The following is a 21,019-nucleotide window of genomic DNA, read 5'->3' on the forward strand; positions in this document are numbered from 1 at the left end:
AATGCCCACCTTACCACATCATTTATCTATTTACCCACAAGTTCAAATTATGGAAAAAAAACACTACAACTATTTTCAACCGATTTATTTTGAATATGATGCAGCATTGATTAAAGATATTACCGGTTATGTTATGGCATTCCCTAATTTAGAAAAATTCAAACTACACTACGAAGAAGATAAAAAAAATGCACCGACTAATTCTTTACTAAATACGTTACGTTTACTATTACCTCAAATTAGAGTAATTAATAATCTAACTAAAAATGATGAACCTAACCCCTCAGCTTTTTTAGCTGATGAACCTGTTGATCCTAAAAAATTATCTTTAATATTTAGAAAATGGGTCGAAGTTTGCTATCCAGAATCAAAACATGAAAAGGTCAAAAGTTTATGTACTCCAAAACAATTTCAATGGAAAGAAGCAACCCCAGAACAGTTAGAATGGTGGTCACCAGCTTGGGCAATGGGTAAACTATTAAGTGAACAAGAATATGAGTTAGGGGATGATAAAAAATTTAAGTTACTATTTAGTCCTAGTAGAAAAAGTAATACAGTTGAGTTAGTTTCTTGGCCACCTTTGACAACTTCCCGTAGATATAAATGGTCTATTGGCGTTGTTATTTCTACTCAAAGCGATCTAAAACAGAAAAGAATCAATATTCATTTTAAAATGAAACGTTGGTTTGTCAAACGAGGAGATAAAAACGAAATTGGCTTACAAAAGAATACAACTTATTGTTATATTCGTAAGTTAAAACCTTGGTCAAGAGAGTTGAATTTTATTGAGCCTAATTGTTTTACGGTTTTAGAAGCCAAAAACTTTAAAAAAGAAGAAATAGAAGATAAAGAAAATCAATTTGAAAGTCGTTGGAAAAATCAAAAAATATTACAAATATTAGATAAATTAGGAGTAAAAGTTTCTATTCCTAATATTGAAGATGTACTTAAACAACCTTTGAACTATTTTGAAAGTGATGACATCGATATTTTAATTCCTGCTAGAGTATGGCAAAAAGTCGGAGTCGGAACAGGATTTACTATTGCTGATGGCAGAAGATTACTAAAACAAATTATTGAATTTTTACCTAAGAGTTTAAAGTTAACTCAACCTTGGCAAAAAATATCTGAAATCAAAAAAAATGAGACTATAAAACAGCAATTTGATCATGCTTCACAATTAGTAAAAAACCAATTTCTTGAACATCCACAGGAAAAATATAAAAAATCATTTAAGCCTAATCATGATAATTTACCAAAACTTCCTGAAGATTATAAAACATTTTTACAACAAAGAGCTAATAATATAACCCTTTATATTTGTACTGCCAGTAATTCTAAAACAAAAGATGCTATTCAACAAGTTGCTGATCATTATTTTGGAGATAGTTTAAACTTAATTTTTATTCCTTGGGATAATATAGCTAATCATATTACTTTGAAAGAATCTAATAGAAAAACTTCCCCCAAGAGAAAAATTCCTGAGTTCAAACATATTAAAGAGTTTGGTGCTAAATACAAACAAGATAATCCTACACCAATCATCGTTGAAATATTAGACCAGGATCACCCATCTTATAAAAATAATGTTGATCCAAAATCTTATATCAAATCAATGTTACCAAAATATCATTTAATTCCTCAATGTATCGTATCTTATGAACAATGTACCAATAAAGATAAAAAAAATAAATTAGAAAAAAGTTTATTTAATCGTGCTTTTCAGTCAATTTTAGATGCAATAATGCCTTTCGATCAAAACTATCCTTTATCAACTTCTGAAGATAATAATGCTTATGCAGGTTTTTATGTAATCTCTCGAAATAAAGCAACCTCTAATGACCCTTTTTATGAACCTGTCTTAGTTGTTATTTATAAAAATGAAATTAATGTTTTATTACTAGAAGGTGAGAAAATAAAATGGTTTTCATTGCCTGATGCTGTTTGTTATTTATCTAATAAACGAAAAAATAAAACCAAGCAAGATGAAACTGTTGTAAAAAAAATGTTAGATGAGCTTAGTCTTAATTATTCAAATGCTGATAATATCTATATTTATGCTCATGCACAAAATTCGAGAAGATACTGGCCATGGTTACAAGAGACACACTTCAATCCAAATAAACCACCGACTAATAAAATGACTATTATTCGTATTCGAGATTTAGATAATAAGGAAGTAGCTTCGGGATATGGACTACCTATAGAAAACGAAGATTTTTCAGAAGAATTTGACCCAGAAATAGCTTCTTATGCCAATGGAATTTTTATGCCACTTAATTCTAAACCTGGCGAAATACCATTGATAGGATTAACATTACATCAAACTGTATTAAGTATTGCTCAAAAACCACAAACATTAAGTAACCAAATCAAAACAACGAGTCGTTTTGAGCCTTATACTTCTGCAAAGAGTAAAACTTACGATCCGATAACCAAAAAAGACTGGAAAATGCCTCAACCCCGCGCCCATAATATATTAGCCACACCATCACCAGACAAGTTTATCTTACATCACAAAATTGCTCATGAGTTGCGATCGCGTCATTGGTGGAGTGCAGACGAATGCAAATATCCTCTACCTTTATCTTTGGCCGAGAAACTTAAAGAATGGTGTTTCAGTGAAGAAATAACCGAGTAACATTCAATCCTAGACCTTCCATTTTTGCAAAAGTTGATATCATAAGTAGAACATTGTAAACAAATATTACAGATTCCTTAATGTACTTATATTACACACTTGGCTCTATTACTTTACTGGCAATCATAGGGATTGTTGTCTATTTAATCACCCCTCGCAACTACGAATCTTCGGAAACTGTGGCGAATTCCTACGACGAATGGACAGAAGACGGTATTCTAGAATTTTATTGGGGCGAACATATTCATTTAGGACATTACGGTTCCCCACCACAACGAAAGGATTTCTTACAAGCAAAAGAAGATTTTGTTCACGAAATGGTCAAATGGGGCGGTTTAGATAAACTACCCCAAGGAACCACCGTGTTAGATGTAGGTTGCGGTATTGGGGGAAGCAGTCGCATTTTAGCCAAAGATTACGGCTTTGCTGTCACCGGAGTTACCATTAGTCCCCAACAGGTTAAACGCGCCCAAGAATTAACGCCAGCAGGGGTTACGGCTGATTTTAAGGTAGATGATGCTCTGGCTCTTTCTTTCCCCGATAATAGTTTTGATGTGGTGTGGTCCATTGAAGCGGGTCCCCACATGGAAGATAAAGCTAAATATGCCGAGGAAATGATGAGAGTGTTAAAACCTGGGGGAATTTTAGTGGTTGCGGATTGGAATCAACGGGATGACCGTCAAAAACCCCTTAATTTCTGGGAAAAACCCTTAATGCGTCAACTATTAGATCAATGGTCCCATCCTGCCTTTTCAAGTATAGAAGGATTTTCCGAACAAATCGAAGCCACAGGATTAACTGAAGGGGAAGTAATAACAGCAGATTGGACACAAGAAACCCTACCTTCTTGGTTAGACTCCATTTGGCAAGGAGTGATTCGGCCCCAAGGAATGATTAAATTTGGTGTTGCTGGAATTATTAAATCTCTCAGGGAAGTTCCCACACTGTTGTTAATGCGGATTGGTTTCGGGACAGGGTTATGCCGCTTTGGAATGTTTCGCGCGGTAAAATCTGACTCAGGGAAGGAACTGGCAGAACAGTCTACTGCCAACAGTCTTGTTCGGTAATTTATAGTTTTTCTTCCATAGAAAAAAACACGAAAACGTTACCATGATATCAGTTAGATAATCTCGGTGAAATCTATGAGTATGGCTTCAACTGAACAAGTCAGACAATATCTTGCCCATTGGTTCCAGTTAGGTAAATGTGTCATTTGTCCGAAACAACAGGAAAAAATTCGTCCTCAGGTCATTTTTAGAGGACATGATTATTCAACGGAATTTGAACAATGTTGGCAAAAAATCCTACATACTGATGCTGATTGCTATTTAGAAGGCACAGAACAAACCATACAACAGTTATTAAGTCCGGCGTGGGAAATTATTGATTGTCCTCGCTGTGACTTACCCATACCCATGACAGTTGGGGGGGTAGCTTCTCCTGCTTGTACTTGTTTTGACCTATCGGATTGGCCAAACAACGAATTACCGTCTCCGAAGATTCCTGCTAACAGTAGCACCCATCTCAATCGTCTTAGACAACGATTACAAAGTAAAGAAGATGATAACTAAGCCAATCGTTGTTCGGCTGCTTGGGCTAATTCGGTGGCAACACGGGCAGAATAGGGCTTAATTAACCACCAAATCAAAGGAGATAACCATCCTTTGAGGGTGACAGAATAGGAAATATAAGTACCGCAGAGGGTTGATTCGACTTGATAGGTAATTTTTTGTTCCATTCCTGGAATGGTTAAGACTCTTAAACTCAATAACTCCCCCGGACGAACATTTTCCACAAATAAACGCACAGGAATAGGGGTTAAACGAGTCACTGCCTTATAGATTAACCCTGGTTTAGCCATCAATCCCAGGGGAACATTAGTTTTGGAGAACAGAGGATGCCAAGAAACATCAGCCACATTAATTAATTTGTACCATAACACATCCAGTGGGGCGGTACTCATCACACGATAACGCTTATACAAAGAAAAGCGACAGAACAGTTTCCCTTTGGCAAACATTAATTTTAAAGAGAAATTGAGAATCACATCTGCCCCCCTCAACAATGGTCTGGCAAGTTTATTATTGTATCGGTTGAGTGTTGATCATACTGTTAATTCTTTTTAATATGGTCAGTAAATCGTCTCAAAACCCCATTAATAAAACGATAACCATCATCATCAGAATAACGTTTTGCCAGTTCTACCGCTTCATTAATGGCCACTTTTTCAGGCACATTCAGAAACAAGATTTCTGCTACGGCCAAACGTAAAATATCTTGATCAATTTTAGCTAAACGCCTTAACTGCCAATCTTTTAAGACGGCTTCTAATTGTTCGTCAATCTCTTGTCTGCGTCGGTTAATGGTGCCAATTAACTCAATGGCATATCCTCTCACTTCGTATTGACTCGCTAATTGAATAATTTCAGGAAATTCCACTGCGTTGGCTAAACGATTAATGGCTTCTTGTGTTAAGGTTAGAGCCTCTTTAATCATGGTTTTAGCACTCTCTAAAGTGGTTGCCTTGGTTTCATACTCGAACAGTTGATTATGACCCCTTTTAACCTCAGATGAAGCGGTTTCTAGGGTATCTTGTACCTCGCTAGTTAAAGCCCTGATGGCGGCTAAAGTGAGGTCGCTCAGTTCAACTTTGTCCAGTTGTTCGGCTTTTCCTTTAATTTGACTCAGACTTAATAAAGCGAGTTCACGAGCGATACGACGGGGTTGCTGACGAGACGGCATAAGCGGTTAAATCTCTACAATAGCTAGATTTGAAACGAGAGTTTATTCTTTATACCCTACACCTCAATCTAACACTTCCCCTAAAGTATAATTTTGTTTTCACTCTATGAGTTAGGGGTATCTTCTTCAACGACGATAGGATGGGTTTGGGGTTGTTTAACCGTTGGCTCAAGATTAATTTGAGTCTTATTCTTAGATTGAGAGAATTGAGGAACAGGGTTGGGAACATTCGGGCTGACAATTCCCCCAGAAATTAAGACTTTGAAGGCATCTTCAATAGAAATAGGTAAATTAATGACATCATCAGCAGCAATCATAGCGTACCATCCAGAGGTTGGGTTAGGAGTGGTGGGAATAAATACACTCAACATGGGTTTATCGAGATGAGTTTGTAAAGAAGGGCTTAACGTTCCTGTGACAAACCCTAAACTCCAGACACCCGTACGGGGATATTCCACCATCACCACCCGGCGAAACTTACTTTTAGAGTCTTTGAAAAGGGTTTCTAATATTTGTTGTAAGGTCTTATAAACAGCCCCGGCTAAAGGAATCGATTGTAAAATGCGTTCCCCTACATCTAACAACCATCGGCCGGCAATATTACGAGCCATTAAACCAATAATTAAAATAAACAGTAAAGGCACGGCTAAACCAACCGTCAGATTAAGACAATAGCTTAAAATTGGGTCAAGGCCATCAAAAGGGTTGAGTTGTTTCGGAATTTGAGTTAAAAGATTAATGACCCAACTGGCAATAGTAATGGTTAGCCAGATAGTTGTTGCCAAGGGGATAACCACTAACAGGCCAGCAATTAAATCATTTTTTAAATCTTGTTTGAAACGTTGCAGCACAGAGTACCAACTCTCCACTCAATAAAACTAATGATCACAATGGCAATAATTTGACTAGATATGTGATCTGGTAATAATTCTAACAGAAACCTACTCTATCCATAACATGAGGTGTGTTTAGAGTTCGGAGTTAGGGTTTGAAACTTCTCAAACAGGAGAAAATTGGTTATCCATAATCTAGGTTATTTAGTCTTTAATTATCTCTAAAAAATTCATTTTGTGTTATAATACCGTTTTGCTTTTGTTAAATTCGTAATCCTAATGAAAAAACGATCAAATTGGTGGCGATTATTTCCTTATTTGCTAACAGAATGGCCGTCATTAGTTAAAGGATTTTTGTGTATTTTAGGCTTTGTTTCAGTTACATTGGCATTACCTTATTTAGCCGGACGAGTGTCTTTATACATCGGGCAAGGTAATCTTCAACAAGTCGCCTATTGGTTAGGCTTAGGCACATTAGCCTTTTTAATTCGGGGCATCTTTCAATACGGACAAAACATATTTATGATTGATGCTTCTTTGGAAATGGTGTTAAATGTCCGTAAAAAAGTTTATGCCCATTTACATCAATTAGGATTAGATTATTTTGAAACAGCAAAAACAGGAGATTTAACCTATCGTTTAACGGAAGATATTGACAAAGTTGGAGAAATTGTTGATAAGTTATCCCATCAATTCGTCTCCAATGTCCTACAGTTAATTGTGATTCCTGCTTATATGTTTTATTTGAACTGGCAGTTAACCATTGCTAGTTTAATTCTTGCGCCTCTGATGGCAACTTTAGTCAGTATGTTTGGAGAAAGATTATTAATCCTTTCTCGTCGCAGTCAAAATCAAATCTCTAACATTTCTTCTTTATTAACAGAGATATTTAGTGGTATTCGAGTAGTTCAAGGATTCGCCGCCCAGGATTATGAAGTGAAACGCTTTGCCCAAGAAGCTAAATATAATCGTCAAGCAAGATATAAAGCAGAAAAATTAAAAGCAACACAATATCCTGTAGTGGGATTTTTAGAAGCCGTTAGTATTATGTCTCTATTTTTTATTGGAGGCTGGCAAATTTCTCAAGGTAATTTACAATCACAAGAATTCGTTAGTTATCTAGCTGCCGTTGCTTTATTGCTTCATCCTATTGATTTAATGACCAGCAATTATAATGAATTTAAACAAGCAGAAGCATCCGTAGACCGCATCTTTGAATTAATGGATGAAAAACCCACCGTTATCGAAAAAGATAATAGTTTAACCTTGCCAGAAGTGACAGGAAAAGTAGAATATTGTGACGTTAGTTTCGCTTATAAATCGGGTAAACCTGTTTTAAAACATCTTAGTTTACTCGCAAAACCCGGACAAATTATTGCTTTAGTGGGATCATCCGGCGCAGGAAAAACAACCTTAGTTAATTTACTCCCTCGTTTCTATGATCCCCAAGATGGACAAATTTTAATTGATGGGTTTGATATTAAAAATGTTAGCTTAAAAAGTTTGCGCCGACAAATAGGAATCGTTCCCCAAGAAACCACTTTATTTTCAGGAACTATTGCCCAAAATATTGCCTATGGCCAAGAAAAATTAGATTATCAAGCAATCGAAAAAGCAGCAAAAATTGCCAATGCTCATTCATTTATTACTCAATTTTCTCAAGGTTATCAAACTTGGGTAGGAGAAAGGGGTGTTAACCTCTCAGGGGGCCAAAAACAAAGAATTGCGATCGCTAGAGCCGTCTTATTAAATCCTCGTATTATGATATTAGATGAAGCCACATCGGCCCTTGATTCTGAATCAGAAACCTTGGTACAAGAAGCATTAGAAAGAGTAATGGAAAATCGCACCGTTTTCGTTATTGCTCACCGTTTGAGTACCGTACGCAGTGCTGACTGTATTTTAGTCTTAGAAAAAGGTCAAGTGGTTGAGTCAGGAACCCATGATGAACTATTAGCAAAACAAGGTCGTTATGCTAAGTTTTATAAGCAACAATATGCCAAAGGAACAGAAGCATTTTAAGTTAAATTTTAAAAAGAATAAGCGACATCACGCTAATCAAGTTATTGCTACTCAAAAAGTAATTGCTGAAAATAAACAAGAAAAACAAGAAGAAACACTTTATGATAAATTTATGGAAAATAAATTAATTGGATCTTGTTCTATTGATGAAGATTTATCGACAACTTATAAACAAGTTTTATCAGATAGTTTAGAATCTAAATATGATCAGAGAATTGTAACTATTCAAGAAAAACTTAAAGATTATCCTGACTGGGATAGAGAAGAACAAATAAAAAGAAATCAAAAAGCTTTGAAAAAATTAAAAGAAAGACATCAAAAAACTTTACAAATTGATGATCAAGAAGCTTGTCAAAGACAAGAAGAATTTGAGAATTTTAAACAATTAATAGATCAATTCCGTCCCCAAGGTTCTAAACTATATTCTGAAGATTAGACTTTTCTCGATTTAGGAGTGTAACATGGCTATTAATAGTAGAAAATAGGGAATAGAGGTTTCTTTTGACTGTAACTATTTAAGAATTGATATTCTTTGTTTTTTAGTTAGTTTTTTATATTGGTTCAAGATATCAGCTTAATCAAAAATTTAACTTTTCTTCACATAGTTCACTTGATATATCAAAAAAAATTGATGTATAGTTGATATATCAAAAAAATTTGATATGTAAAAATCACCGTCTCAAAAGAGCGAACAAACCATTGGGAGGGGAAAAATGAATAGTACCGTGTCAAGCCCCTTAAGACGAATTTCATCCTTGCTTCTCAGTTTAGGAGTTAGTGTCGGAATCGTCTCTTGTGCTTCTCCTGAACTATCAAAATCAATTACAATTGATGGGTCAAGTACCGTTTACCCAATTACAAAAGCGGTAATTGAGTCTTATCAACAGACAGCCGAAAATCCTGTTGAGGTAACGGTTGACTTTTCGGGAACAGGGGGAGGATTTCGGAAATTTTGTGAAGGGAAAACCGATGTTAGTAATGCGTCCCGCCCCATCTTGAAAGACGAGATGGCTTTGTGCAATCGTAACAACGTCCGTTATATAGAACTCCCTATCGCTTTTGATGCCTTAACCATTGTGGTGAATCCTCAAAATACCTGGGTAGAGAGTCTAACCACCGAAGAATTAAAGAAAATCTGGCAACCAGAAGCAGAAAAGACCATTACCCGATGGAATCAAGTCAGACCAGAATTTCCAGACCAACCTCTGACGCTTTATGGACCGGGAACTGATTCTGGAACCTATGATTATTTTACCGAAGCAATTATCGGAACAGAGGATTCTAGCCGGACAGATTATGTCAGAAGTGAAAATGATGAAATCTTAGTACAAGGGGTAAAACAAGACCCTAATGCTTTAGGCTATTTTGGATTAGCTTATTATGAAGCCAATCCGACCGACTTGAAAGCTATTGCTATCGATAGTGGCAAAGGAGCCGTTTTACCTTCGAGCGAATCAGTCAAAGATTCTCAATATCAACCCTTAGCTAGACCCTTGTTCATCTATGTTAACTTAGCTTCGGCTCAGAACAATCCTAGCTTACGAGAGTTTATCGATTTTTATCTAGCACAAGCCCCAACTTTAGTTGAAAAAGTAGGTTATATTCCCTTGCCCATAGAAGCTTATGACTTAGATAAAGTTACTTTTCATAAAGGAGAAGCCGGAACTGTTTTTGACGGAAAAAGTGAATTAGAATTAACCATTCCCGATTTACTCAGAAAACAAGCACAATTTTAAGGACTAACTAATGACTAAGATGACTAATCGAATTAATCCCAAAGCCGTTAAAGCAGGAGGTAGCCTTAGCTTTTTTGAATCCTATCTTACCCTCTGGGTAGCTCTGTGTATTTTGGTAGGAATTCTTTTAGGACGAAACTTTCCTGGGATAGCAGAAACTCTAGATTCAATGAGTCTTTATAACGTTTCTATTCCCATTGCTATTTGCTTATTTTTCATGATGTATCCCATCATGGTAAAAATAGATTTTTCTCAGGCAGTTCAAGCCGCAAAAGCTCCTAAGCCTGTCATTTTAACCTTAGTGGTTAATTGGTTAATTAAACCGTTTACAATGGTAGCATTTGCTCAATTTTTCTTAGGATGGTTATTTCTTCCCTTATTAAATTCGACTGAGATGATTCGTGGGACAGAAGTAACCTTAGCCAATTCCTATATTGCTGGATGTATTTTATTAGGAATTGCCCCTTGCACAGCTATGGTACTGATGTGGGGCTATCTTTCCTATAGTAATCAAGGACATACTTTGGTCATGGTTGCGGTTAATTCATTAGCCATGTTATTTCTCTATGCCCCATTAGGAAAATGGCTACTTTCTGCTAATAATTTAGTAGTGCCTTGGCAAACTATTGTTTTTTCAGTATTAATTTATGTGGGGCTACCTTTAATAGCAGGAATTTATAGCCGTTATTGGATTTTTAAACATAAAGGAAGACAGTGGTTTGAACGTAAATTTTTACACTATCTCAGTCCCATTGCTATTATTGCTTTGTTGTTAACCTTGGTGTTATTGTTTGCTTTCAAAGGAGAATTAATTGTTAATAATCCTCTCCATATTCTGTTAATTGCTGTTCCTCTATTTATTCAAACTAACTTTATCTTTTTAATCACCTATGTGGCTGGATTAAAGTTAAATTTAACCTACGAAGATGCAGCACCTGCTGCTTTAATTGGAGCTAGTAATCATTTTGAGGTTGCTATTGCAACAGCCGTGATGTTATTCGGTTTAAATTCTGGGGCGGCCTTAGCAACTGTTGTGGGGGTTTTAATCGAAGTTCCTGTGATGTTAATGTTAGTAGAATTCTGTAAAAAAACAGCATCGTGGTTTCCTAGAGATCCCGAAAAAGCAACCTTATTAGATCCTCGGTGTATCGATTCTTTACATTAGGAATTCATTCAAAAAATTATGACCAATTTTGATCATCCACCTCGTATTTTATTTCTCTACGGGTCATTAAGAGAGCGTTCCTATAGTCGTTTGTTGGCTGAAGAAGCAGCCCGAATTATTGAACAAATGGGAGCCGAAGTCAAATTTTTTCATCCCCACGATTTACCCTTAAGAGGACAAGTAGACGAGTCTCATCCTAAAGTTCAAGAATTACGTCAACTCAGTCAATGGTCAGAAGGACAAGTTTGGTCATCGCCAGAAATGCACGGCAACGTGACCGGAATTTTAAAGAATCAAATTGACTGGATACCTTTGAATATTGGGTCTGTCCGGCCCACTCAGGGGAAAACTTTAGCCGTGATGCAAGTCAGTGGGGGGTCTCAGTCTTTTAATGCAGTGAATACCCTACGAATTTTAGGGCGATGGATGCGAATGTTTACTATTCCTAATCAATCATCAGTGGCTAAAGCTTATCAAGAATTTCATGAAGATGGAACCATGAAAGATTCAGCTTATCGTGACCGAGTTGTAGATGTCATGGAGGAACTTTATAAGTTTACTTTATTGTTACGAGATCAGGTGGACTATTTAACTGATCGTCATAGCGAACGGAAAGAAAAACAATTGAAATTAGAGGAAAACCCATGAAGAAAGTTATGTTTGTTTGTAAGCGAAATTCCTGTCGTTCCCAAATGGCAGAAGGCTTTGCTAAAACATTAGGACAAGGGCAAATTGAAGTAACCAGTTCAGGATTAGAAGCTAGTCGAGTTCATCCAACTGCCATTAAAGTTATGGAAGAAATTGGCATTAATATTACGGAACAAACCTCTGATCCTTTAAGTGATTTTAAAGCCGAAGACTATGATGCTGTTATCTCTCTTTGTGGATGTGGGGTTAACTTACCCCAGGAATGGGTTTTACGGGATATTTTTGAAGATTGGGAATTAGAAGATCCTGACGGCAAACCCATCGAAACCTTTCATCGGGTACGAGATGAAATCAAAGCAAGGGTAGAGTCTTTAATTAGTAAACTGAGTAAACTGAGTTAATAAATAAGGCAAACTATGCAGTGTTATCCTGATTATCTCTGGTGGGTAATTCCTGAAAAATTAGCAGGAATGCCCCGTCCTCCCCTTGCAGATTTACCTCAACTTTATCAGGCTCAAATCAGAGGAATTGTTTCAGTTATGGATGAACCTTCTGGTATTAAGGAATATCAAGAAGCTGGATTTTCAGCTTTGTGGTTGCCGATAACAGGAGGAAAAGCTCCTACTGTTGAACAAGTCCTTGAATTTGTAAAATTTGTGGATTCTTTACTCAAAAAAAATCAATCGGTTGTTGTGCATTGTACCAGTGGCAATCGCAGAACTGGAACTCTTTTAGCTTCCTATTTAATTGCTAAAGGAGAAGACCCTGAAATTGCCCTTCATCTCATTCAAAAAGTTCGTCCAACGGCTGAACTCAGAGAAGCTCAAATCAACTTTTTATCAAATTTACCGATGCTTTTAAATAAATAAAAATGGCAATATTTTTCCGAAAGATTTTGAACTTATCAATAAAGGGTATAACAGCGTTTTTAATTTTCAGATATAGAAATGAAACCTTTGACATTAGTTTTGACAATACCTAATCCTTTCCAAAAAGTTGTTGGTAATTCTAATTCTATCTCGTTATCTTCTCGATTTAAGCTTAGTTCATATCCACTTTCTTGTGGTAAATAAATCAAATTATATTCTAGAAATTCTAATAAACAATTATCTTCGTCATACAAAAATCCCCATTTTTCAAGGAAAGCTTTAAAATCTTTTCCATTTATATCACTTGGATAATTATTATTTTTTATTTTATAAAATTCAATAGCAATTATTGCTTTTTTAAAATTATAGATCCAATAATCATCTGTATATAAACTATTATCATTATTTTGATTTAAATTAGATTCTTCTTTGTCGGTCAATACCAGGTATATTAATTAAAAAGGTAAAGCTATTAATGTCCAAATAAAAACTAAAAGAAAAAGTAAATAATAAGCAATAACTTGAATAACAGAGACTATCTTTTGTATTATTTGATTCACTTCATTTTTTAAACCTCGGACTTTTAATATTATATCATTAAAATATTAGTTAGTGCTTCATCTGGAGAGAATGGCTGTATGAGTATTGTAGTTTTCGGTAGCATTAATATGGATATGATTGCCCAAACCCCTCGGTTTCCTCAACCTGGGGAAACAATTACAGGCACTCACTTTATCACATTACCAGGAGGGAAAGGTGCAAACCAAGCGGTTGCCACGGCAAAATTAGGTCGTTGCACTTACTTTGTGGGACGGGTTGGGGGTGATAGTTTAGGTAGAGATTTATTAAAAAGATTAGAAACATTTGATATTAATACACAAGGGGTTTTTATAGACAAAAATACCTCGTCAGGGGTAGCGATGATTACGGTAGAAACATCAGGAGAAAATACTATTATTGTTATTCCTGGGGCTAATGGTAATATTAATGAGTCTGATGTTATTCGTTTAGAGAAAATTCTCTTGAAAGCCAGTTTGTTATTATTACAATTAGAAATCCCCCTAAAAGCAGTAGAAATAGCAGCTATAGAAGCCAAAAAATTAGGGATCACAGTAATGTTAGATCCAGCACCAGCCCCTGAAAAAATTCCTGATAGTTTATATCCACTTATTGATATTATTACCCCCAATCAAACCGAAGCGGCGAAATTAGTCGGTTTTCCTGTGTCTGATACAGAAACCATTAAAAAAGCAGCTGAGGAATTATTGCAAAAAGGAGTCAAAATTGTCATTATTAAACTAGGGCAAAAAGGAGCCTTTTATGCCACAGAAAACGAAGAAGGATTTGTCTCTCCTACCGTCGTCAAAGCCATTGATACAGTGGGCGCAGGAGACGGTTTTAATGGGGGAGTTGCTGCTGCTTTAGATCGGGGTTTATCTCTTAAAGAGGCCTTAAAATGGGGATCAGTCGTGGGAGCATTAACCACCACCCAAGAAGGCGCACAAACCGCTTTACCTGATTTAGAAACCGTTGAACAATTAATAATTAATAATTAATGTTAATTTAGTTAGTCTGAACCAAAGGACGAGGACACCCTTGCCTATAATAGAGGATAGCAGGAAGTTGACTCATCACCCAATCGCACCCTTAAAGGTTTATTGACTTTATGACTAGCATCGAAGATATCCAACCTGCCCCTAAAGGCCAGATAATGATTTATCAGCCTTACTATCATAAAGATAAGCATAAAATTCTTCCCTATGCTATTTCTTTATATGCCCAAGGACATCTAGAAGGCACACGGCGCATTGAAGGAGCAAAAGGCATCCCCTTTGTGGCTTCTTGGTTTGTTTCTAAACTGCCCTCAGAAATTACTCGTTGTCGAATGCAGTTTGATGGCCAAGCAGAATTGAGCTATGAAATTACGATTCTTAATGCGGAGTTTATTGACTATCTCATCTCAGTGCTTAAAATTTATCAAGAAGGAAAAATAATCGATTTTCCTCAAGGATTCTATCGCAAGTTGCTACACTGTGAAGAATCTGCCTCCTAGACAGATAGAAAATAAAGGAGTAACAGGGTGGCACAGTCAACCAAATACTTAATTGTAGCCTCAATTGAAGCTTATACTGGCAAGTCAGGAACGATTCTCGGACTCGCCCATCAGTTTCAAGATAAAGGCTTTTCCATCGCCTATAGTAAACCCATCGGCACTTGTTTCCAAGATCAACAAGAAGCGGATGTCGAGTTCGTTGCTGATGCCCTAGGCTTGAAAGAAGCTCAAATCGCTTCGCCCCTTATGTTTTTACAACGGACAACGGTAGAAAAACGTCTTAAACAAGAGGATACCACAGACTACGGACAATCCCTAAAAGATAGTCTGGCTAACATTGAAGCTAATATTGTCATTTTAGAAGGAGCCGGAACCCTCTGGGAAGGGAGTCTCTTTGGGTTATCCATTGTTGACATGGCCAACACGCTAGATGCCTCTGTGTTGTTAGTCGCCCGTTATCATTCTCTGTTGGTGGTAGATAGTTTAGTCACTGTCAAATTAGCCTTAGGCGACCGCTTAGCCGGTATGGTGATCAACGATATCCCTAGTGAAGAATTAGAGACAGCGCAAACCCTGATTAAACCTTATCTCGAAAGTCATGGGGTGCCGGTATTGGGCCTATTACCAGCTAGTCGTTTACTGCGGAGTGTCAGTGTCCGCGAAATTGCTCATCAGTTAAAGGCTCAAGTATTATGTCGGGGCGATCGCTTAGACTTAATGGTAGAAAGTCTGACCATTGGGGCCATGAATGTCAACTCAGCCTTAGAATATTTCCGCCAAGGACAAAATAAGGCCGTTGTTACCGGCGGTGATCGCACCGATCTCCAATTAGCAGCCCTAGAAACCTCCACCAGTTGCCTGATTCTCACCGGACACATGAACCCTCAACCCTTGATCATTAGTCGGGCTGAAGATTTAGAAGTGCCTATTCTTGCTGTTGATCTCGATACCTTAAGTACCGTTGAAATTGTCGATCAAGCGTTTGGTAAAGTCCGATTGCAAGAAAAAATCAAAGTTAGTTGTATTCAGGAATTAATGGTTAAAAACTTTGATGTTGATCGCTTAGTTCAACAATTAAGCCTTTAACCCCTCAATTCGACTCCAGCAGGACAGGAGAATCTTACAATTCCCTGTTCCTTTGTATTAAAGCGTTTAAACATTAGCTCTTATTATTGTCATCATCATTGTTATCCTCTTGATCTTTGCTATTGTTAGAATAGGATCTACCACGGGAAAAAGAACGAGAACTTTTTTGACGAAATTGACGGGCATAAGCCTGATTCCGTTCTGCTTTTTCTTTCTTTAAATTACGACGTTTAGCCAAAATGTGTTCCTCTCTTAAATAATGAAAACCCTTGAGACGAAGAAGAGGGAGAAAAGTTGCCTTTAACTTCCTCCTTAACTCGGAAATCTTCAATTTGTGTTTTCACCCTTTATTCTAGCATTTTATTTTAAATGAGATCAAATTTGTAAACAGAAGTGATAAATTGGATCTAGGTCTATTGCTTCACCTTTTTTATGCTGAGGTTTTCTCTAACATAAAATTCATAGATTGTCTAGTGCTTAAAACCAAAAAATTTTAAAGTTATTCTTAACTTTTTTGCCCTAAAAATTATTAATGATTGACCAAGTTTAACCAGACAGTCTGCCAAAGTTTAAGATTCATTGCTTTATGAGGAAGTTAACTGATGTCCAGCGACCAACCTTCTCCCGTATCCTCAAATCCTTCTCAACTTTCTGACGATTTGAACCAGGAAATTTCCCAGGAAGAATTCATTACACTACTAAAAACAACCATTAGCAAACTAGACTTAATTGTTCAGCAAGTCAACGAAGAAAACATCAATAATTTACCCAACAAAGACACTTTAAACACACTCATTAATAGCACAGAAAGCCTGGCTAATTCTCTAGAAACTCAAGGCCAGATAGCTACCTCCCCTGAAAAAGAAGATGCTGAAACAGAAGACAATGAAACCATAGACGAGGCAGAAGACTGGGGAGATGATTTGACCCCAAAGGAAGTCAGCAAAACGGCAGAAAGTGAAGAAGTCAGCGAAGAGATTAAAGTTGAGGAAACCCCTGAAACCGAAGAATTATCCTCACCTCCATCCTTTTTCAACAAGTTATCCGGCGGAAAAATAGCAGGAGTAATCGGATTAGTTTTAATTGTGGCCTTATCTGCCTCATTTTTCCTCTTGAAACCCTCCTTACCCACCCTAGAAATTTTCAACCGTTCCCCCCAAACCCCCCAACCCCAAGTGGTAGAAACCCCCGCAGAATTAGAAGAACCCTCCTTACCCGAACCCCTTCAAAATGTCCCCTCTTCTCAAACCAAATTAACCCCAGAACAAAGCTTAATCGCTGCCATTCAAAAAGAAGTCACCGCCTTAACTAATCAATATCCTGAGGATTTAATTGGTAAAATAGAAGCCAACTTTCTCGGCAGTCGTCTGACAGTCACCCTAGGGGATAAATGGTATGATTTATCAACAAAAGAACAAGATAACCTAGCAGATACGATCTTAGAAAAGACTCAAAGCCTCGACTTTCGTAAATTAGAAATGTTAGACTCTCAAAGAAATCTCATTGCTCGTAGTCCAGTGGTCGGCAATAACATTATTATCCTAAAAAGAAACCGTTAACTTCTAACTTTATTACAAAAACGATGCCAGATTCTATTATGTATCAAGAGGATGGTTTTGTCGTCCTCGAAACTGACCAACCTGAACAAATATTAACTCCCCAAGAGTTATTAGAAAAGCTCAAAGCCATTTTATCCACTCGTCAAGATGATTTACCCAAAGAATTAGAAAAATTGACCACCATAGACGAGCAAGCACAATATTTAATGGAGAATTTTTGCGATCTCGATATGGGAAGTGATGATTATCTGCAATGGTACGTCATTCGCCTAGAAAAATAAACTTTAATTTTTGCTATACCAACGTAACAAAACTCTCGCTAACCGTTGAGGATGGTGAGTGACTTTAGCTGTCATGGGATTTTCATCCATAATATTCGCTAAGATAATACGACATCCTAAGTTTTTGACATCTTCTCGGTCTAAAAACACAGGATGAGATTGTTCTTTAGCATAATGTTTTAACGCTGTGGCAGAGGGGGAAGTCCGTTGAACTAAAATAGCATCAAAAATACGTCGATCACAAACCCGATCAATGGCTTTAATATGATCAGCAACGGTATAACCATCGGTTTCCCCTGGTTGAGTCATAATGTTGCAAACATAGATACGAGGCACTTTTACCTTAGCTAAAGCTTTTCTGATGTCCGGAACCAAAAGGTTGGGGATAACACTGGTGTAAAGACTACCAGGACCCATGATAATATAATCAGCTTCAGCGATCGCTTTAATGGCAGCAGGTAAGGCCGGGGGATGTTCAGGAAAACAGCCAATTTCAGCAATTTTTCCCCCTGCTTCAGTAATATGAGATTCTCCTTCTACCAAGCGACCATCATCTAATCTAGCCCATAACCGCACATCACTGAGGGTTGCCGGTAAGACTTTACCCCGAATGGCTAACACTTTTGAACTCGCTGCGATCGCCTTTTCAAAATCCCGTCCGGTAATGGCTGTCATCGCTGTTAAAAATAGGTTCCCAAAACTATGGCCGTTTAAACCTTCTCCTGCTTGGAAACGATATTGAAACAATTCTGTTAGTAACTTTTCTTCATCCGCTAAAGCAGCCATACAGTTACGAATATCCCCAGGGGGCAAAACACCGATTTCTTCTCTGAGTCGTCCCGATGATCCCCCATCATCAGCTACGGTAACAATGGCGGTTATATTGGCACTATACTGCTTTAATCCTCTTAACAGGGTCGATAGTCCCGTTCCTCCCCCAATAGCGACAATTTTTGGTCCCCGATGTAAACGACGATGGGTTAAGAGGCGATCAACTAATTCCTGATCACTATCGGGAAACGCTTCGGTAATCGAGCCCACTGTCCGACTTTGTCCCCATAATAATAAGAATAAACCCAGTAATAAGGCCACAGGCCCAGAAATATAGCTAGGAACGTAAGTGGTAATCATTTCGAGGAGTTGAGAGATTAGCTCCAAGAGACGATCAACGGGGGTGAGTTTGACCCAAATGGCCAACCCTAACACCGATAAGAGTAAACCCGTGGCACTAATAAGTAACCAACGTTTAACAAATAGTCCAGGGGATAGCCATTTGAACCAACGGTTAACCCGTTTGGGGGTTCCCTGGCCCATCATTGACCATTTTCGTTGTTTGGGGGAGAGTTTGCGTATCGCTTTTTGTAAAGGACTGATGGGCATAAGTCATGATCACCAGATGATTAATATAGATGAAGTTTAATATAAGGATTTATCGAAACATTAACATAAAAGTTGCCTTTCGTGCTGAAATCAGCCTAACTAATCTGATCTCGGCGGCGCGGAGTTGGCTAGTGGCTTAGTTTTAAATTAAATTAAGTTAACGATTCTAGAGAATAAAATCTAGGGAAAATTTTTCTAGAAACTACTAATATTTGTGACATTTCTTAAAGAAAAATTATTGAAAATTACTGAATAATCTTCAATCAGAATTAATTTTACGTGGTTTTTCTAATAGCGATAATAACAATAGCAATGACATAATTACATCAGAACGAACAAGATTATTTACAATCTATCAAGCACCAAAAATACTTGACTGATTCTTATCAATGATAAGATGAAACTGTTTAGTAATTCATTGAAAAACTAGGAGAGCTCAAAAATGGCTATTGCAACGACCATAGAACAACAGGTGCTAATGGGTGGAAATGATGTTATTCATCGCCAATTTACTGATAGTGCCAGCAATTTTTACTTAGTTGATACCAATAATGCTATTAATGCAGATGGAAATATTCATTCTTGGAAAATTTGGGCAGATCGTAGTTTAACTGTACAACTTGTGATTTTTAGACAGGATGGTAATAATTGGTCTATTGTCGGTAGAAGTGAACAAGTAACCCCAAAAACAGGATTAAATGAACTTACTTTATCAGATTCTATTGCTGTTAAAGCTGGTGATTGTGTCGGTTTATATTATCCCGGTCAAGGGTCAGTTAGTGCAATTAAACATAAAGGTAATTGGGCATTAGGCAACTTAAATGGCACTGTTTTATGGTCTTATGGTGCAGAGTTTAAGGCTTTTTCTGATTCAGGATATCGGACTTATTCAGTTCAAGTGAGTGGGACTCCTGGTGTTGCCAATGTTGAGATTGCAGATATTGTTTATCATGGTCAGGTAAAACGGACTCAATCTGATGAATATATCGAAATTCGTAATAGTGGTAACGCAGCAGCAGATTTATCTAACTGGAAAGTTACCTCAGTAGGAAAAGATCAAATGTTTGTCTTTCCTGAAGGGACATCTTTAGCAGCCGGTCAAATGATTCGAGTTTATACTAATGAAGTTCATCCAGAGTCAGGAGGCTTTAGTTTCGGTAGTAAAACTGCTATTTGGAACGATAAAGGTGATATGGGTAAATTATTAGATGCCCAAGGGAATGAAATGTCTAGTTTTAGTTACGATAATAACTAATTTGTTAAGTTAAATTTAGTTAATTGTTCCGCATAAATTTGATTATGCGGATTTTTTGTATTATTTCTTAAATAAACTAACTGTAAAATTACTTAAAAAGCTAACATAGAAATAATTTTTCCGTGTTTCTTCGAGTGGCGATAATGACAATAGGAATGACATAATTAAATCAGAACAACAGATTGTTTAGAGTCTATATCTTTTCAACAATTATTAACTGATTCTCATCAATTGAAAACTGTGTGAAGTTTGTTTTTTTGACATTCTAAACTTATCAACAATATTAGGAGATTTTTTGCATGACTGCTGTACAAACCCTCGCTCAACAGAATTTAGAATCTATATTGAATTTTGATGGGAAAGATGATTATATTGACTTAGGGAATAAGCCAGAATTTAAAATCAATAAAAACTTGACAATATCTGCTTGGATTAACGCTACTCATAATAATCAAAAATTGATTATAATCCCGATCATAACTTATATATTGGGGCTTATAAAGATAATAATGAATTCTATCCCTATCAAGGTAAAATAGCAGAAGTTCGGATCTGGAATAAAGCCCGAAGCCAAGCAGAAATTAAACAAGATATGAACCACCGCTTAACAGGAAAAGAAGATGGCTTAATGGCTTATTTACCTTTGAATGGTGATGCTTCTGATCAAAGTGCTAATAATAATAATGGTACAATTCATGGATCAACCTGGACTGAAGAAAATCTAAACTTTCTTGAGCCATTAAAAGCTA

General features: G+C 36.9%; 23 protein-coding genes and 1 pseudogene. 18 read left to right on the plus strand and 6 right to left on the minus strand.

All coding sequences use genetic code 11. The features are described 5' to 3' along the window. Position 1 precedes the first annotated feature (1 nt). The 3 genes from C4E06_RS19730 to C4E06_RS19740 all read left to right on the plus strand — a co-directional run bounded on the left by C4E06_RS19730 (position 2) and on the right by C4E06_RS19740 (position 4,212). Positions 2–2,641: a pPIWI_RE module domain-containing protein gene (locus tag C4E06_RS19730; protein ID WP_107669987.1), complete on the plus strand. Its 2,640-nt coding sequence runs from the start codon at positions 2–4 to the stop codon at positions 2,639–2,641. Between the two features lie 80 nt (positions 2,642–2,721). Next, positions 2,722–3,708: a methyltransferase domain-containing protein gene (locus tag C4E06_RS19735; RefSeq protein ID WP_107669989.1), complete on the plus strand. Its 987-nt coding sequence runs from the start codon at positions 2,722–2,724 to the stop codon at positions 3,706–3,708. A gap of 81 nt (positions 3,709–3,789) precedes the next feature. Next, the gene (locus C4E06_RS19740) at positions 3,790–4,212 is read left to right on the plus strand and encodes a hypothetical protein (protein ID WP_198648850.1); all 423 of its coding nucleotides are present in this window, start codon (positions 3,790–3,792) and stop codon (positions 4,210–4,212) included. On the opposite strand, the gene C4E06_RS19745 is transcribed toward C4E06_RS19740, so the two are convergent. The 3 genes from C4E06_RS19745 to C4E06_RS19755 all read right to left on the minus strand — a co-directional run bounded on the left by C4E06_RS19745 (position 4,209) and on the right by C4E06_RS19755 (position 6,234). Continuing rightward, on the minus strand, positions 4,209–4,688 hold the full coding sequence (locus tag C4E06_RS19745) for a polyketide cyclase / dehydrase and lipid transport (protein ID WP_107669997.1): 480 nt from the start codon (positions 4,686–4,688) through the stop codon (positions 4,209–4,211). The genes C4E06_RS19740 and C4E06_RS19745 overlap by 4 nt on opposite strands. Positions 4,689–4,753: 65 nt before the next feature. Continuing rightward, positions 4,754–5,383, minus strand: a complete 630-nt coding sequence (gene nusB / locus C4E06_RS19750) for a transcription antitermination factor NusB (RefSeq protein WP_107669999.1) — start codon at positions 5,381–5,383, stop codon at positions 4,754–4,756. Positions 5,384–5,487: 104 nt separating this feature from the next. Continuing rightward, positions 5,488–6,234 carry a DUF502 domain-containing protein gene (locus C4E06_RS19755; protein ID WP_107670001.1) on the minus strand — a complete coding sequence of 249 codons (747 nt, stop codon included), beginning with the start codon at positions 6,232–6,234 and terminating at the stop codon, positions 5,488–5,490. Positions 6,235–6,495: 261 nt separating this feature from the next. On the opposite strand from C4E06_RS19755, the gene C4E06_RS19760 reads away from it, so the two are divergent. The 7 genes from C4E06_RS19760 to C4E06_RS19790 all read left to right on the plus strand — a co-directional run bounded on the left by C4E06_RS19760 (position 6,496) and on the right by C4E06_RS19790 (position 12,656). Continuing rightward, positions 6,496–8,238: an ABC transporter ATP-binding protein gene (locus tag C4E06_RS19760; RefSeq protein WP_107670003.1), complete on the plus strand. Its 1,743-nt coding sequence runs from the start codon at positions 6,496–6,498 to the stop codon at positions 8,236–8,238. Beyond that, a complete protein-coding gene (locus C4E06_RS28925; protein WP_232826309.1) occupies positions 8,189–8,674 on the plus strand; it encodes a hypothetical protein in 486 nt (161 codons plus the stop codon). Before C4E06_RS19760 ends, C4E06_RS28925 begins: the two co-directional genes overlap by 50 nt. A 277-nt stretch (positions 8,675–8,951) precedes the next feature. Continuing rightward, complete coding sequence (locus tag C4E06_RS19770; RefSeq protein WP_107670005.1) at positions 8,952–9,974, plus strand: PstS family phosphate ABC transporter substrate-binding protein; 1,023 nt, start codon at positions 8,952–8,954, stop codon at positions 9,972–9,974. A gap of 19 nt (positions 9,975–9,993) precedes the next feature. Further along, positions 9,994–11,139, plus strand: coding sequence for an ACR3 family arsenite efflux transporter (arsB, locus tag C4E06_RS19775; RefSeq protein ID WP_107670007.1), 1,146 nt, complete (start codon positions 9,994–9,996; stop codon positions 11,137–11,139). An 18-nt stretch (positions 11,140–11,157) separates the two neighbouring features. Beyond that, positions 11,158–11,787, plus strand: coding sequence for an arsenical resistance protein ArsH (gene arsH / locus C4E06_RS19780; protein ID WP_107670009.1), 630 nt, complete (start codon positions 11,158–11,160; stop codon positions 11,785–11,787). Then, positions 11,784–12,188, plus strand: a complete 405-nt coding sequence (gene arsC, locus C4E06_RS19785; protein WP_107670011.1) for an arsenate reductase, glutathione/glutaredoxin type — start codon at positions 11,784–11,786, stop codon at positions 12,186–12,188. The genes arsH and arsC overlap by 4 nt, the downstream gene beginning before the upstream one ends. A gap of 15 nt (positions 12,189–12,203) precedes the next feature. Next, positions 12,204–12,656 (plus strand): dual specificity protein phosphatase family protein, encoded by a 453-nt coding sequence (locus C4E06_RS19790; RefSeq protein WP_107670013.1) that lies wholly within the window; start codon positions 12,204–12,206, stop codon positions 12,654–12,656. Between the two features lie 59 nt (positions 12,657–12,715). Here C4E06_RS19790 and C4E06_RS19795 read toward each other — a convergent pair whose 3' ends face one another. Next, positions 12,716–13,096 carry a hypothetical protein gene (locus tag C4E06_RS19795; protein WP_107670015.1) on the minus strand — a complete coding sequence of 127 codons (381 nt, stop codon included), beginning with the start codon at positions 13,094–13,096 and terminating at the stop codon, positions 12,716–12,718. A 198-nt stretch (positions 13,097–13,294) separates the two neighbouring features. On the opposite strand from C4E06_RS19795, the gene rbsK reads away from it, so the two are divergent. The 3 genes from rbsK to C4E06_RS19810 all read left to right on the plus strand — a co-directional run bounded on the left by rbsK (position 13,295) and on the right by C4E06_RS19810 (position 15,795). After that, positions 13,295–14,212, plus strand: coding sequence for a ribokinase (gene rbsK, locus C4E06_RS19800; RefSeq protein WP_107670017.1), 918 nt, complete (start codon positions 13,295–13,297; stop codon positions 14,210–14,212). Positions 14,213–14,322: 110 nt separating this feature from the next. Then, a complete protein-coding gene (gene ebsA / locus C4E06_RS19805) occupies positions 14,323–14,709 on the plus strand; it encodes a type IV pilus biogenesis protein EbsA (protein ID WP_107670030.1) in 387 nt (128 codons plus the stop codon). Between the two features lie 27 nt (positions 14,710–14,736). Beyond that, positions 14,737–15,795, plus strand: a complete 1,059-nt coding sequence (locus C4E06_RS19810; protein ID WP_107670032.1) for a phosphotransacetylase family protein — start codon at positions 14,737–14,739, stop codon at positions 15,793–15,795. 73 nt (positions 15,796–15,868) lie between these two features. Here the strand turns inward: C4E06_RS19810 and C4E06_RS28210 are convergent, their stop codons facing one another. Next, entirely contained in the window at positions 15,869–16,033 is a 165-nt protein-coding gene (locus C4E06_RS28210) for a hypothetical protein (RefSeq protein WP_198648848.1), read from the minus strand. Between the two features lie 364 nt (positions 16,034–16,397). Between C4E06_RS28210 and C4E06_RS19815 the strand changes: the two genes are divergently transcribed. Both C4E06_RS19815 and C4E06_RS19820 read left to right on the plus strand, forming a co-directional pair. Continuing rightward, positions 16,398–17,354: a hypothetical protein gene (locus tag C4E06_RS19815; RefSeq protein WP_107670034.1), complete on the plus strand. Its 957-nt coding sequence runs from the start codon at positions 16,398–16,400 to the stop codon at positions 17,352–17,354. A 23-nt stretch (positions 17,355–17,377) separates the two neighbouring features. Beyond that, a complete protein-coding gene (locus C4E06_RS19820) occupies positions 17,378–17,635 on the plus strand; it encodes a chlororespiratory reduction protein 7 (RefSeq protein ID WP_107670041.1) in 258 nt (85 codons plus the stop codon). 3 nt (positions 17,636–17,638) lie between these two features. On the opposite strand, the gene yvcK is transcribed toward C4E06_RS19820, so the two are convergent. After that, positions 17,639–19,015 carry a gluconeogenesis factor YvcK family protein gene (gene yvcK, locus C4E06_RS19825; RefSeq protein ID WP_107670047.1) on the minus strand — a complete coding sequence of 459 codons (1,377 nt, stop codon included), beginning with the start codon at positions 19,013–19,015 and terminating at the stop codon, positions 17,639–17,641. Between the two features lie 442 nt (positions 19,016–19,457). Between yvcK and C4E06_RS19830 the strand changes: the two genes are divergently transcribed. The 3 genes and pseudogenes from C4E06_RS19830 to C4E06_RS29670 form a co-directional block, all read left to right on the plus strand. Continuing rightward, positions 19,458–20,270 carry a lamin tail domain-containing protein gene (locus C4E06_RS19830; protein WP_198648849.1) on the plus strand — a complete coding sequence of 271 codons (813 nt, stop codon included), beginning with the start codon at positions 19,458–19,460 and terminating at the stop codon, positions 20,268–20,270. 299 nt (positions 20,271–20,569) lie between these two features. Next, a complete protein-coding gene (locus tag C4E06_RS19835) occupies positions 20,570–20,809 on the plus strand; it encodes a hypothetical protein (RefSeq protein WP_107670049.1) in 240 nt (79 codons plus the stop codon). Continuing rightward, a pseudogene (locus C4E06_RS29670) lies at positions 20,758–21,019 on the plus strand (hypothetical protein); the annotation flags it as partial. The gene C4E06_RS19835 and the pseudogene C4E06_RS29670, both read left to right, overlap by 52 nt.

The organism is Cyanothece sp. BG0011, assembly GCF_003013815.1.
In the GTDB taxonomy this organism is placed as follows: domain Bacteria; phylum Cyanobacteriota; class Cyanobacteriia; order Cyanobacteriales; family Microcystaceae; genus Crocosphaera.